At 43.6% G+C, this 14,859-nt stretch carries 13 protein-coding genes; all 13 read left to right on the forward strand.

All coding sequences use genetic code 11. The annotated features are described in order from the left end of the window. Positions 1-401 precede the first annotated feature (401 nt). Positions 402-1,142: a class I SAM-dependent methyltransferase gene (locus tag Q4443_RS06160; RefSeq protein ID WP_303408206.1), complete on the forward strand. Its 741-nt coding sequence runs from the start codon at positions 402-404 to the stop codon at positions 1,140-1,142. A gap of 38 nt (positions 1,143-1,180) precedes the next feature. Beyond that, a complete protein-coding gene (locus Q4443_RS06165) occupies positions 1,181-2,122 on the forward strand; it encodes a hypothetical protein (protein ID WP_303408207.1) in 942 nt (313 codons plus the stop codon). A 22-nt stretch (positions 2,123-2,144) separates the two neighbouring features. Continuing rightward, positions 2,145-3,242 (forward strand): nucleotidyltransferase, encoded by a 1,098-nt coding sequence (locus tag Q4443_RS06170; protein ID WP_049519339.1) that lies wholly within the window; start codon positions 2,145-2,147, stop codon positions 3,240-3,242. 203 nt (positions 3,243-3,445) lie between these two features. Further along, a complete protein-coding gene (locus Q4443_RS06175) occupies positions 3,446-5,059 on the forward strand; it encodes a ribonuclease Y (protein WP_049519337.1) in 1,614 nt (537 codons plus the stop codon). Positions 5,060-5,193: 134 nt separating this feature from the next. After that, entirely contained in the window at positions 5,194-5,820 is a 627-nt protein-coding gene (gene gmk, locus Q4443_RS06180) for a guanylate kinase (RefSeq protein WP_049519335.1), read from the forward strand. Between the two features lie 24 nt (positions 5,821-5,844). Further along, a complete protein-coding gene (rpoZ, locus tag Q4443_RS06185) occupies positions 5,845-6,159 on the forward strand; it encodes a DNA-directed RNA polymerase subunit omega (protein ID WP_002874282.1) in 315 nt (104 codons plus the stop codon). Between the two features lie 65 nt (positions 6,160-6,224). Continuing rightward, complete coding sequence (locus Q4443_RS06190; RefSeq protein WP_049519332.1) at positions 6,225-8,621, forward strand: primosomal protein N'; 2,397 nt, start codon at positions 6,225-6,227, stop codon at positions 8,619-8,621. A 12-nt stretch (positions 8,622-8,633) separates the two neighbouring features. Beyond that, a complete protein-coding gene (fmt, locus tag Q4443_RS06195; RefSeq protein ID WP_049519330.1) occupies positions 8,634-9,569 on the forward strand; it encodes a methionyl-tRNA formyltransferase in 936 nt (311 codons plus the stop codon). After that, positions 9,562-10,875, forward strand: a complete 1,314-nt coding sequence (rsmB, locus tag Q4443_RS06200; RefSeq protein ID WP_049519473.1) for a 16S rRNA (cytosine(967)-C(5))-methyltransferase RsmB — start codon at positions 9,562-9,564, stop codon at positions 10,873-10,875. The genes fmt and rsmB overlap by 8 nt, the downstream gene beginning before the upstream one ends. 15 nt (positions 10,876-10,890) lie before the next feature. After that, positions 10,891-11,631 carry a Stp1/IreP family PP2C-type Ser/Thr phosphatase gene (locus Q4443_RS06205; RefSeq protein WP_049519329.1) on the forward strand — a complete coding sequence of 247 codons (741 nt, stop codon included), beginning with the start codon at positions 10,891-10,893 and terminating at the stop codon, positions 11,629-11,631. Continuing rightward, positions 11,628-13,511: a Stk1 family PASTA domain-containing Ser/Thr kinase gene (gene pknB, locus Q4443_RS06210; RefSeq protein WP_049519327.1), complete on the forward strand. Its 1,884-nt coding sequence runs from the start codon at positions 11,628-11,630 to the stop codon at positions 13,509-13,511. The genes Q4443_RS06205 and pknB overlap by 4 nt, the downstream gene beginning before the upstream one ends. Before the next feature lie 103 nt (positions 13,512-13,614). Beyond that, the gene (locus Q4443_RS06215; RefSeq protein WP_049519326.1) at positions 13,615-14,373 is read left to right on the forward strand and encodes a threonine/serine exporter family protein; all 759 of its coding nucleotides are present in this window, start codon (positions 13,615-13,617) and stop codon (positions 14,371-14,373) included. Position 14,374: 1 nt separating this feature from the next. Continuing rightward, on the forward strand, positions 14,375-14,830 hold the full coding sequence (locus Q4443_RS06220) for a threonine/serine exporter family protein (protein WP_000176909.1): 456 nt from the start codon (positions 14,375-14,377) through the stop codon (positions 14,828-14,830). Positions 14,831-14,859 lie beyond the last annotated feature (29 nt).

A 14,859-nucleotide genomic window follows, 5' to 3' on the forward strand; every position in this document is an offset into this window, starting at 1 on the left:
TTAACTCATTTTGTCTAACTCTAGTTATGCCTGCAATTCGTTGCCTAGTACTAAAAGCAAACGAAAAGACTATAGCGTTACAATTGAACTCAGTTGCAGTAAACTGGGTTTCTTTGCTTATTTTAGAAAAAATGGATAGAAAGGTGAGGGCGTCGTGTTTTGTTCATCTCGAAACTGAACACGAGCTAAAAGCTGCGAGAAAAAGATAAACTTCCTTTGTATCTGACGATACAGCAGAAAGTTTCCTATTTTCTCCTTGCTTTTAACGCTCTTTGTGTCTTAGAAAGGATTTGAACCCGTCCTGTAATCGTCGGAAAATAGATAGCCTTCCTTGGAGCTCGGCTCCATCGTCAAGCTCCTAATTTTCATTCCGATTACGGGCGGACTTGGTATCATGATTTATGGCAACTTATGAAACCTTTGCGGCGGTCTATGATGCGGTCATGGATGATAGTTTATACGATAAATGGACGGATTTTTCTCTGCGTCATTTGCCTAAGACCAAGGAGAGAAAGAAACTCTTGGAATTGGCTTGCGGGACAGGCATCCAGTCTGTGCGCTTTTCTCAGGCTGGTTTTGAAGTGACTGGACTGGACTTGAGCGCGGATATGCTGAAGATTGCGGAGAAGAGAGCTGCTTCAGCCAAGCAAAAGATTGATTTTATTGAAGGCAATATGCTGGATTTGTCCAAGGCAGGTCAATATGATTTTGTCACGTGTTATTCAGACTCAATCTGTTACATGCAGGATGAGGTTGAAGTTGGGGATGTTTTCAAAGAAGTCTATAATGCCCTTAACGAAGATGGGGTATTTATCTTTGATGTCCATTCGACTTACCAGACAGATGAAGTTTTTCCAGGCTATTCTTACCATGAAAATGCAGAAGATTTTGCCATGCTCTGGGATACCTACGAGGACGCAGCACCTCACTCTATCGTGCATGAGTTGACTTTCTTTATCAAGGAAGCAGACGGCTCTTTTAGTCGCCACGATGAAGTGCATGAGGAACGAACTTATGAGGTCCTAACCTATGATGTTTTGCTGGAACAGGCCGGTTTCAAGTCCTTCAAACTCTATGCGGACTTTGAGGACAAGGAGCCAACAGAAACCAGCACCCGTTGGTTTTTTGTCGCGCAGAAGTAGGATGTCTGAATGATTTGGCAAAATAGATTGAGGTAATAATGTTAGAATTCTTTTTGATTGTGGTTGTGGTCATATTAGAGTTTATTATACTTAAGAACTTTCTTTCAATGAATTTGAAAGAATATCAGGGATTTAGTACGAGATTTTTTTCTCCTTCTAGTGGAGATAAAATTAGTACGAACAGCATAATCTTTTGGATATTTATTTCGCCATTTTTTTCTATCCTAGGCTATGTTTGTTCTTTGTTTTTGAATTCTGCTTTTAAAACATGTCATGTTTCATATAACTATTTATGGACGATAAGTTTAGTTTTTTGGATAGTTATATATCTGATAATTTTGATATTAGGTCGTCGAAAATTAGTGAATCATTTATTTATTTTAATAATAGCGATAGCTTCAATTATTTTAAACTGGTATATTGCTCGAATAGCTTTTACAGGAAATGTAAATGATATTTCACCTGATTCAAGTAATACGGCATTTCAATTCTATTTAGCTATAGGATTATCTCTGATTTCGATTGTACAAGTGATATATGAAAGAGATAACTACAAATTGAAACGTACGCGTTTTATTAGAGAGAAAATTCAGAAGTATCTACGAAAATACAAAGTAATATATTCTTTGAAAGGAAATATAGATCTGCTTTATTTGTCACTTGCCATTTTGGTACTAGAGGATTTTGAACGGCCCAAATTTATCAGAATTATAGAAAATATTTTGAGAACAAAAACAAGAAATATTGCTCAAAATGATTCCATTGATGATATTGATAGCGTTAGTATTCTTGTGAATCAACTTCAAGATTTGGCTGTTAGATCAGAAGAAGAGTATGAAAGAATAAACTTAGAGTTTATTATTAAAGAGATAAATCAATCTAATCATTATTTTAGCAATGTTATGGAATTGTTTGATACAATTTCTCGATTAGACAAAGATTATAAAATAGTTGAAGCTAATAAATATAATGAGAAGTAATGTCTAGTAGTAGGAGAACATCATGACCATAACAGGTATTATCGCGGAGTTTAATCCTTTTCATAATGGGCATAAATACCTGCTGGATCAGGCGGAGGGACTGAAAATCGTTGCCATGTCTGGAAATTTCATGCAGCGTGGAGAGCCTGCTATCGTGGACAAGTGGACACGGACTCAGATGGCGCTGGAAAATGGAGCAGACTTGGTAGTAGAATTGCCCTTTTTAGTCAGTGTTCAGGCGGCAGATTTCTTTGGCCAAGGAGCTGTGGATATCTTGGCTCGCTTGGGCATTGATACTCTAGCTTTCGGGACAGAGGCAGTTCTGGATTATCAGAAAATTGCCGACCTCTACACAGAGCAAGGCGTTGAGATGGAGAATTTTGTGGACAATCTACCTGATTCACTCTCCTACCCTCAGAAAACCCAAGCTATGTGGCGGGAATTTGCTGGTCTTTACTTTTCTGGCAATACGCCCAATCATGTTCTGGCTTTGGCCTATGCCAAGGCGGTTTCGGGACGTAGAATCAAACTCCATCCGATTCAGCGTCAGGGAGCTGGCTATCATTCTGTTGATAAGGATGTGGACTTTGCCTCGGCAACAGCTCTTCGTCAGCACCAGAGGGACAAAGATTTCTTAGAATGCTTTATGCCTTCTGTTGACCTCTTTGAGCAGGCCAGTAAGGTGAGCTGGGATGACTATTTTCCATTTCTCCGCTATCAAATCTTGTCAAATCCAGATCTAACGACCATCTATCAGGTCAATCAAGAAATGGCAGTTCGCATCAAGGATGCTATCAAAACAGCCCAGTCTGTGGAGGAATTGGTCGAGGCGGTTGCGACTAAACGCTACACTAAGGCGCGTGTCAGACGCCTCTTGACCTATATCTTGGTGCAGGCCAGGGAAAGTGACTTGCCAGAGGGCATCCATGTCCTAGGATTTACAGAAAAAGGCAGACAACATCTCAAGTCTCTGAAAGAGCAGGTCCATCTAGTCAGCCGAATTGGAAAAGAACCTTGGGATGCTATGACTCAAAAGGCAGATCAGATTTACCAACTAGGACAGCCAAGTATAGCAGAGCAGAATTTCGGCAGAGTACCCATTAGAATAGAATCAAACTAAGTCTACTGAAAGGTAGGCTTTTTTATTATATGTTTTAATGAAAATGTCATTTTTAAGAGTTAGAAAGTTTGTTTTGTGATTTCAGAACTTTCTTCTAAAATTCACACAAAACTCTTCAATTTGGGTTTGTGAAAATTGTTTTTTTATGATAGAATATTAAGGAATGTATGTCATTCGATAAACAAATTTAATGAGGTAAAAACATGGAAATCATGACCATTGCGATTGTTGTTTTTGCCGTCATCATTGGTTTAGTCATTGGATATGTCAGCATCTCAGCTAAGATGAAATCATCTCAAGAGGCTGCAGAGTTGATGCTTCTAAATGCTGAACAAGAAGCAACTAATTTACGAGGACAAGCTGAGCGCGAAGCGGATTTATTACTAAATGAAGCCAAGAGCGAAAGCAAGTCTCTTAAAAAAGAAGCACTATTGGAGGCCAAAGAGGAAGCCAGAAAATACCGTGAAGAAGTGGACGCTGAATTTAAGTCAGAACGTCAGGAGCTCAAGCAAATTGAAAGTCGTTTGACGGAACGTGCAACGAGTCTTGACCGCAAAGACGACAATTTGACGAACAAAGAAAAAACACTTGAACAAAAAGAACAAAGTATTTCTGATAGAGCAAAAAACCTTGATGCACGTGAAGAGCAATTAGAGGAAGTCGAAAGACAAAAAGAAGCTGAACTTGAACGTATTGGCTCCCTTTCCCAAACTGAGGCTCGAGATATTATCTTGGCTCAGACAGAGGAAAATTTGACCAAGGAAATTGCTAGTCGCATTCGTGAGGCTGAGCAAGAGGTCAAGGAACGTTCAGACAAGATTGCGAAAGATATCTTGGTTCAGGCTATGCAGCGTATCGCTGGTGACTATGTAGCGGAGTCAACAAACTCTACAGTTCATCTACCAGACGATACCATGAAGGGACGCATTATCGGTCGTGAAGGACGCAATATTCGTACCTTTGAAAGTTTGACAGGGGTCGATGTGATTATCGACGACACGCCAGAAGTGGTAACCTTGTCAGGATTTGATCCGATTCGTCGTGAAATTGCTCGTATGACCATGGAAATGTTGCTCAAGGATGGACGTATCCACCCAGCTCGTATCGAGGAGTTGGTGGAGAAAAACCGTCAGGAGATTGACAATAAAATCCGTGAATACGGTGAGGCTGCGGCCTATGAGATTGGTGCGCCAAACCTCCATCCAGACTTGATGAAGATCATGGGACGTTTGCAGTTCCGTACTTCATATGGACAAAATGTCTTGCGTCATTCGATCGAGGTTGCTAAGTTATCTGGTATCATTGCCAGTGAACTTGGTGAAAATGCAGCTCTTGCCCGTCGTGCTGGATTCCTTCATGACATTGGGAAAGCTATTGACCGCGAGGTTGAAGGCAGTCACGTTGAGATTGGTACGGAGTTGGCTCGTAAGTACAAGGAACACCCAGTTGTGGTGAATACCATTGCTAGCCACCACGGTGATGTGGAAGCTGAAAGCGTCATTGCAGTGATCGTTGCTGCAGCAGATGCCTTGAGTGCAGCGCGTCCAGGTGCTCGTAGTGAATCTCTTGAAAGCTATATCAAGCGTCTCCATGACTTGGAAGAAATCGCCAATGGCTTTGAAGGGGTGCAAAATAGCTTTGCCCTTCAAGCAGGACGTGAAATCCGTATCATGGTTAATCCAGGACAAATCAAAGACGACAAAGTCACAATCTTGGCTCACAAAGTTCGTGAGAAAATTGAAAACAATCTCGATTACCCAGGAAATATCAAGGTAACCGTGATCCGCGAACTTCGTGCAGTAGATTATGCTAAATAAATAAGAAAGAGCAGTTGAAATATTACTGCTTTTTTGTTACACTAGATAGAAAGACTGTAGAAGGATAACTGACGTGATCATCAGTATCCGAGAGAAATTTCACTTTATTTCACAGACTAACTAAAGGAGACATAATGGCAGACCGAGGCTTGCTAATCGTTTTTTCTGGTCCTTCAGGAGTTGGGAAAGGAACGGTTAGAAGAGAGATTTTTGAGAGTTCTGATAATCAATTTCAATACTCTGTATCGATGACGACGCGTGCGCAACGTCCTGGTGAAGTGGACGGGGTGGACTATTTCTTCCGTACTCGTGAAGAGTTTGAAGAGCTGATCCGTCAAGGTCAGATGTTGGAATATGCAGAATATGTCGGTAACTACTATGGAACTCCTCTAACCTATGTCAATGAAACCCTAGATAAGGGAATCGATGTCTTTCTTGAGATTGAAGTGCAAGGAGCCCTTCAGGTTAAGAAAAAGGTTCCAGATGCTGTCTTTATCTTCCTAACACCACCAGATTTGGATGAATTGCAAGATCGTTTGATAGGTCGTGGAACAGATAGCGCTGAAGTGATTGCCCAACGAATCGAAAAAGCCAAGGAAGAAATTGCCCTCATGCGTGAGTATGATTATGCCATTGTCAACGATCAGGTGCCCCTCGCTGCTGAACGTGTCAAGCGTGTGATCGAAGCAGAACACTTCCGTGTGGACCGTGTTATTGGTCACTACCAGGAGATGTTGCCAAAATCTCCAACTACTCGATAAACTATAGGAAACAGGTACAAGCAAATGATGTTAAAACCCTCTATTGATACCTTGCTGGACAAGGTACCATCAAAATATTCACTCGTAATCTTGGAAGCAAAACGTGCCCACGAACTAGAAGCAGGCGCACCAGCGACTCAAGAGTTTAAGTCTGAAAAATCAACTCTTCGCGCCTTGGAAGAAATCGAGTCAGGAAACGTTACGATTCACCCAGATCCAGAAGGAAAACGTGAAGCAGTTCGTCTCCGTATCGAAGAAGAAAAACGCCGAAAAGAAGAAGAAGAAAAGAAAATCAAAGAGCAAATCGCTAAAGAAAAAGAAGATGGTGAAAAAATTTAAGGTTGGGGGGACTCAATCTTATTTTTTCTATTACAAGAATGTAGTGACAAGAAGGATGTGAGAAGATGGCTATCGCAAAGATTATCGTGGATGTTCCCCTGATGCAGACGGACCAGCCCTACAGTTACAAGGTCCCAGAGGAATTTATAGACATGCTGGAAGTCGGTATGCGGGTCCATGTCCCCTTCGGCAAGGGCAATCGTTTGATCCAAGGGATTGTGCTAGGCTTGGAATCTCAGTCAGATGAAGAAGTGGCTGATCAGGACTTGAAGGAGATTGCAGAGGTGCTAGATTTTTCTCCAGTCTTGACTCAGGAGCAACTCTGGTTGGCTGAGGAATTACGCAAGTCCGTCTTTTCTTACAAAATCTCCATCCTAAAAGCCATGCTTCCAGGATTTTTAAACTCCAGTTATGATAAGATTCTCTATCCTCTGGAAGGTCTTAGCCAGGCAGACCGAGAGCGTCTGTTTGGTTCAGAAGATTCGCTAGCCTTTTCTTCTCTAGACCTTGTCAAGCAGGCAGAAATGATGCGTTTGACGAGAAAAGGACTGCTCCGCTTAGAATACCAGGCAGTCGACCAAAAGAAGGTTAAGACTCAGTCTTGGTATGAGGTTGATGCTACTCGACTAGAGCAGATTGAGATTTCTACGCGTGCCAAGAAAAAGGCAGAGCTGAGAGATTATTTGCTTGCTCATGCGGAAAGTGCTTCCTTGGCTAGTTTGCTAGAGTCCTATTCGCGGGAGCAAGTCAACTTCTTCGTGGAGCAAGGGGCTCTAACCATAGTCCAAAAGGAAGTGCAACGTTCAGCTGGCTATTTTGAAGGCATTGAAGCCAGTAGACCTTTGGAGCTGAACCCAGAGCAAAGACAGGCGCGTGATGCCGTTGTCAGTGCTATTGGCAGTCAGCAACCTCCTTTCCTCCTTCAAGGGATTACAGGAAGTGGGAAAACGGAGGTGTACTTGCAGATCATCCAAGGAGCCTTGGACAAAGGCAAGACAGCCATTTTGCTGGTACCTGAGATTTCTCTGACGCCACAAATGACGGAGCGGTTCATTGCTCGTTTTGGCGAGAAAGTAGCTATCCTCCACTCAGGCCTTTCCAATGGTGAAAAGTACGATGAATGGCGCAAGGTCGAGCGTGGAGATGCTCAAGTTGTTGTTGGAGCCAGATCGGCCATCTTTGCACCTATAAAAAATCTAGGTGTCATCATTATCGATGAAGAGCATGAAGCTAGTTACAAACAAGACAGCAATCCCCGTTATCATGCTAGAGAGGTCGCCATTCTAAGGGCCCAGTATAATCAAGCAGCTCTCGTACTTGGGTCTGCCACACCGAGCCTTGAGAGTCGTGCCCGTGCTGGAAAAGGTGTCTATCACCACTTACGTCTGACCCAACGAGCCAATCCTATGGCTACGATTCCAGAGGTTCAAGTGATTGACTTTCGGGACTATATCGGACAAAATGAGACATCAAACTTTACGCCTCCTTTGCTAGAGGCCATCCAAGACCGTCTGGATAAAAAAGAGCAGGTAGTCCTCATGCTCAACCGTCGGGGTTATTCTAGCTTTGTTATGTGTCGAGAGTGTGGGACGGTAGATAGCTGCCCCAACTGTGACATTTCTTTGACTCTCCACATGGATACCAAGACCATGAACTGCCATTACTGTGGCTTTTCTAAGGGAATTCCTCATGTCTGTCCCAACTGTCAGAGTCGCAGCATTCGCTACTACGGTACAGGGACTCAGAAAGCTTACGATGAGCTGGCAGAGCTCTTTCCTCAGGCTCGCATTCTGCGGATGGATGTGGATACGACCCGCAGGAAAGGTAGTCACCAAGCTCTTCTTGACCAGTTTGGTCAAGGGGAAGCGGATATCTTGCTGGGAACTCAGATGATTGCCAAGGGCTTGGATTTCCCAAATGTGACCTTGGTCGGAGTGCTCAATGCGGATACGGCCTTGAATTTGCCTGATTTCCGTTCTTCTGAGAGAACCTTCCAACTCTTAACTCAGGTGGCAGGACGGGCAGGTCGTGCGGAAAAGGCTGGGCAGGTCTTAATCCAGTCTTACAATCCTGAGCACTATGCCATTCGTTTTGCAAAAGATCAGGACTATGAAGGCTTTTACGCCTATGAAATGAGTATCAGGCGCCAACTCGGCTATCCGCCTTATTATTTCACTATTGGGATTACCCTCTCTCACAAGAAAGAAGAAGAGGTTGTCAAACGTGCCTATGAAGTCATGGGAATTTTGCGCTCAGGTTTATCGGACACTAGTAAAATCCTGGGACCGACACCAAAACCCATTGCCCGTACCCACAACCTTTATCATTACCAGATTTTGATTAAATACCGTTTAGAAGATGAGTTGGGTCCAACCCTCAATCAGGTCTTGGCCTTGACTCAAGAACGGGAAAATAGCGAGCTTCGTCTCAGCATTGACCACGAACCGCAGCAATTTTTATAAGAAGGAGAAGAAATGACAAAACTAATCTTTATGGGAACCCCTGATTTTTCAGCGACAGTTTTGAAGGGTTTGTTATCAGATGACCGTTACGAGATTCTAGCTGTTGTGACCCAGCCAGATCGCGCTGTCGGTCGTAAAAAAGTGATCCAAGAAACCCCGGTTAAGCAGGCTGCCAAAGAAGCAGGCCTTCCTATCTACCAGCCTGAAAAATTATCTGGAAGTCCAGAGCTGGAAGCTATTATGAATCTAGGAGCGGATGGGATTATCACTGCTGCTTTTGGGCAGTTTCTCCCAAGTAAACTCCTTTATAGCATGGATTTTGCGGTCAACGTTCACGCTTCCCTTCTTCCAAAACACCGTGGTGGCGCCCCCATTCATTACGCCTTGATTCAAGGGGATGAGGAAGCTGGTGTGACCATTATGGAGATGGTTAAGGAAATGGATGCAGGAGATATGATTTCCCGTCGTAGCATTCCCATCACAGATGAGGACAATGTCGGCACCTTGTTTGAAAAATTAGCGATTGTTGGTCGTGATTTGCTTTTGGATACTCTTCCTGGCTATATAGCTGGTGAAATTCAGCCAGAACCGCAAGATCCAAACCAGGTTACATTTTCTCCAAATATCAAACCAGAGGAAGAAAAATTGGACTGGAATAAGACTAATCGTCAACTCTTTAACCAAATCAGAGGGATGAATCCATGGCCTGTTGCCCACACTTTTCTCAAGGGAGATCGCTTTAAGATTTATGAAGCCCTGCCAGTAGAAGGTCAGGGAGCTCCAGGTGAGATCCTCTCTATTGGCAAGAAGGAATTGATTGTCGCAACGGCAGAAGGTGCTCTATCTCTCAAGCAAGTGCAGCTAGCTGGGAAGCCTAAGATGGACATTTCTTCCTTCCTCAACGGAGTGGGACGGACATTGACTGTAGGAGAACGATTTGGTGACTAAAGTAGAAACGGCTAGAAGTCTAGCTCTAGCAGTGCTAGAGGATGTTTTGGTTAACCAAGCATATTCCAATATTGCCTTAAACAAACACCTTAAGGGGAGTCAACTCTCAGCAGCAGATAAGGGCTTGGTGACAGAGATTGTCTACGGAACGGTAGCTCGTAAACTGACTCTGGAATGGTACCTGTCCCACTTTATCGAAGACCGGGATAAGCTAGATAACTGGCTCTATATCTTGCTCCTTCTGAGCGCTTACCAACTTCGGTATCTGGATAAGATTCCTAATCACGCTGTTGTTAATGAAGCAGTGGAACTAGCCAAAGCGCGTAAAAAAGGCAGTGAAAAATTAGTCAACGCCGTCCTTCGTCGTATCTTGCGAGAAGGCTGGCCAGACATTGACAGTATCAAACGCAAAAACAAGCGTGATTCCATTGCTTATTCTCTCCCAGTTTGGATCGTGTCTAAACTTAAGGAAGAATACGGGGAAGAGAGAGCACAAGCCATCTTTAAAAGTCTCTTGGTGCGTAACAAAGCCAGCATCCGGGTGACCAACTTGAGCCGAAAAGAGGAAATCAAAGCTGTGTTAGAGGCGACCGATTCCCCTTTGGCGGCCACTGGTCTGGTCAAGGAGCAAGGCCACTTTGCAGGCCATGATTTGTTCGCAGAAGGGGCTATAACCATCCAAGACGAATCCAGTCAACTGGTTGCTCCGACTCTTGATCTACAAGGTGATGAACAGGTCCTGGATGCCTGTGCCGCTCCGGGTGGGAAAACAGCTCATATGGCTTCGTATCTCAGGACAGGTCAGGTTACTGCTCTGGACTTGTATGACCATAAGTTGGACTTGATCCAAGAAAATGCGGAGCGTTTAGGTGTGGCAGATCGAGTGCAAACGCAAAAATTGGATGCCAGAAAAGTGCATGAATTTTTCGGTCGGGACTCTTTTGATAAGATTTTAGTAGATGCTCCCTGTTCTGGGATTGGACTCTTGCGTCGTAAACCAGACATCAAATACAATAAAGAAACAGCAGATTTCACATCCCTACAGGAAATTCAGCTGGAAATATTAGGTAGTGTTTGTCAAACGCTACGAAAAGGTGGTATAATAACTTATAGTACCTGTACTATTGTCTCTGAGGAAAACTTTCAAGTCGTTGAGGCGTTTTTAGAAAGTCATCCCGAGTTCGAGCAGGTTAAACTAGAACACGAATGTAAAGATATCCTGAAAGATGGCTGCATCCTTATCACTCCTGAATTGTATGGAAGTGATGGATTCTTTATCAGCCAATTTCGCAAGATATCAGAATAGGAAGGAACTGACACAATGGAAATAGCATTATTAACAGATGTTGGTCAGAAACGGACAAATAATCAGGACTATGTCAATCACTTTGTCAACCGAGCAGGACGCACTATGATCATCTTGGCTGACGGGATGGGAGGACACCGAGCAGGAAATATCGCTAGTGAGATGGCGGTAACAGACCTCGGTGTGGCTTGGGTGGATACCCAAATTGACTCAGTCAATGAAGTTCGTGAGTGGTTTGCCCACTACCTAGAGATTGAAAATCAAAAAATTCATCAATTAGGTCAGGACGAAGCCTACAAAGGTATGGGAACTACGCTAGAAGCTATGGCTATTATTGACAACCAAGCTATCTATGCTCATATTGGAGATTCTCGTATCGGTTTGATTCGTGGAGAAGAGTACCACCAGTTGACCAGTGACCATTCCTTGGTCAATGAATTGCTCAAGGCTGGCCAGTTGACTCCAGAAGAAGCTGAAGCGCATCCCCAAAAAAATATCATCACTCAGTCCATCGGACAAAAAGATGAGATCCAGCCAGATTTTGGGATGATTACACTGGAGTCAGGAGACTATCTCTTGCTCAATAGTGATGGTTTGACCAATATGATTTCGGCAAGTGAGATTTATGATATCGTAACCAGCGATATTTCCTTAGCAGACAAGGCGGCAACCCTTATTCGTTTTGCTAACAATGCAGGAGGTTTAGACAACATTACGGTTGCCCTTGTTTACATGAACGAGGAGGCAGCAGAATGATCCAAATCGGCAAGATTTTTGCCGGGCGGTATCGGATTGTCAAGCAGATTGGTCGAGGAGGCATGGCAGATGTTTACTTGGCCAAGGATTTGATCCTAGACGGGGAAGAAGTGGCAGTGAAGGTCCTGAGGACCAACTACCAGACAGACCCTATTGCTGTGGCACGTTTCCAGCGTGAAGCGAGGGCCATGGCGGATCTGGACCATCCTCATATCGTTCGGATAACAGATATTGGTGAGGAAGACGGTCAACAGTACCTAGCTATGGAATACGTAGCAGGCCTTGACCTCAAGCGTTATATCAAAGAACACTACCCTCTTTCAAATGAAGAAGCAGTTCGGATCATGGGGCAAATCCTCTTGGCCATGCGCTTAGCCCATACTCGAGGAATCGTTCACCGTGATTTGAAACCTCAAAATATCCTCTTGACACCTGACGGCACAGCTAAGGTCACGGACTTTGGGATTGCCGTAGCCTTTGCGGAGACCAGTCTGACCCAGACAAACTCAATGTTAGGCTCTGTTCATTATTTGTCACCTGAGCAAGCGCGTGGTTCTAAAGCGACCTTCCAGAGTGATATCTATGCAATGGGGATTATCTTCTATGAAATGCTGACGGGACATATCCCTTATGATGGGGATAGTGCGGTGACCATTGCCCTCCAGCATTTCCAGAAACCACTTCCGTCCGTCATAGCTGAAAATCCATCTGTCCCTCAGGCTTTAGAAAATGTTGTCATAAAGGCAACTGCTAAGAAGCTGTCAGATCGTTATCAGTCTGTTTCAGAAATGTATGTGGACTTGTCAACTAGCTTGTCTTATAATCGCCGGAATGAACCGAAACTGGTCTTTGACGATGCGAGTAAGGCAGACACTAAGACTTTACCTAAAGTTCCACAAAGTACACTGACATCGATTCCTAAAGCTCCGGCGCAGGAAGAACGCCCTCAGCCAAAGAAAGCAACTCAACCAGTGGCAGAGCCGGCTCCAGCGCCAAAGCCAGCCAAGAAACGGAAGTTTAAGGCTCGCTATATGATTCTTTTGGCCAGTCTTCTATTGGTTGCAGCCTCTTTGGTCTGGATTTTGTCAAGAACACCAGCAACGATTGCTATTCCTGACGTAGCTGGACAAACCGTTGCAGAGGCTAAAGAAGCGCTTAAGAAAGCTAATTTTGAGGTTGGTGAAGAAAAAACAGAGGCTAGTGATAAGGTTGAAGAAGGTCGTGTTATTCGTACCGATCCTGACGCCGGTACGACACGCAAAGAAGGAACAAAAATTAATTTGATTGTGTCTTCTGGTCAGCAATCCTTCCAACTCGGAAACTATATTAGAAGAAAATCTAGTGATGTAGTGGCAGAGTTGAAAGGTAAGAAGGTTCCAGAAAATCTGATTAAGATTGAGGAAGAAGAATCCAACGAATTCGAAGCCGGTACAATCATGAAACAGAGTTTACCGGAGGGAACAACCTACGATCTTAGCAAGGCAACTCAAATAGTTCTGACTGTTGCTAAAACTGTTGCTAAAAAAGTAAATTTTATTTCAATGCCAAACTACATTGGCTCGAGTCTTGAATTTGCTAGAAATAATCTTAAAAGTATAGGTATTAGTGAAGATAGAATTGAAATTAAAGAAGTGGAGATAGGACAAGAAGGAATTAAAGAAGGCGAGATTGCGAAACAAAGTCCTGCACCGGATGAAAAACTCGATTTAAGCAATCCGATAGTTAAACTATATATTTATAAACCTAAAAAAACTTCACCTTCAAGTAGTCTACCTTCGTCAGAACATAATTCTGGTCAAACTGATACTACAAGCCCAACACAAGGTAACCATCCAACAACACCTACACAAGATGGAACTGGAAGTCAACGAAATCAATAGACTTCATATACATAATTCAATCTTTGTCATGATTTCATGGCAAAGATTTTTTTTGAGTCCGGATTTGTGATAGAATAGAAGGAGTTGATAAAAGGAGGAACGCATGGACGAATCGAGAGAGTTGAATGCCGTCATTGATGTGATTATGCTAGCAGGAACCATTCTCTTAAAAAGTGGCTCAGAGATTCATCGGGTTGAGGATACTATGATCCGTATTGCCCATTCACAGGGAATAGTGGATTGCAATGTTCTTGCCATGCCCGCAGCTATTTTCTTTTCGATTGAAAACACCAATATTTCTCGGATGAAACGGGTAACCTCATCCTCCTATAACATCGAAAAAGTCTGTGATGTCAACCAAGTATCACGAGAACTTGTTGGAGGGCAGATTGATCTCTCGACAGCCTTTAAAAAGCTCAAAGAAATCGGCAATCAAGCCCTTCCTTATAGCAAGCTCCAAGTGACTGTAGCAGCGACCCTCAGTGCCCCTTTCTTCTCGATTATGTTTGGGGGCAATGTCTATGACGCTTTTGGTGCGGCTATTGCGACTTTATTTGGATTTGCCTTCTCTCTCTATGTAGAGAAGTTTGTCCGCATTCCTTTTGTAACCGCCTTTGCGGGAGCCTTTGTTTTTGGCTTGATTGCCCAGTTCTGGGCCCGCTATACAGGATTTCCTTCGACGGCAGACTTGATCATAGCGGGAGCCGTCATGCCTTTTGTTCCAGGGATTGCTCTGACAAATGCAGTTCGGGATATCATGACCAACCATATCAACTCTGGTATGAGCAAGATGTTTGAATCCCTGCTCATTACCCTCGCTTTAGGGGCCGGTACCTCCGTCGCCCTAGTTTTGATGACATAAGATGACTCTAACAAGTATTTTGCTCCAAGCAGTGGCGAGTTTACTCGCCATTATCACCTTTCTAATCGTACTGAATGTTCAACGCTCCATGCTCCTACCTGGTGGTGTTTTGGGAATGGGCGTTTGGCTCCTCTATCTCGTGCTCAAAGAACCAACCAATGTTATTGTCGCGACCTTTATCGCAGCAGTAATTGGCTCTTGCATCAGCCAGATTTTAAGTATTGTCTATAAGACACCAGCGGTAGTTTTTGTCTTGGCCATTCTTGCCCCCTTGGTGCCGGGTTATTTATCCTATCGAACGACAGCTTTCTTTGTGACAGGTGATTACAGCCATGCTATTGCCAGCGCGACTTTGGTGGTGATGTTAGCTCTGGTCATTTCTATCGGGATGGCGAGTGGAACGGTGATTTTAAAACTTTATTACTATATCCGAAAACAACGAGGAATCTCCTCCTAAGGCTGTCAAAGAAAAGGCTTGATTTGGTG

This window comes from Streptococcus sp. GP0011 (genome assembly GCF_030546305.1).
Classification (GTDB): Bacteria; Bacillota; Bacilli; order Lactobacillales; family Streptococcaceae; genus Streptococcus.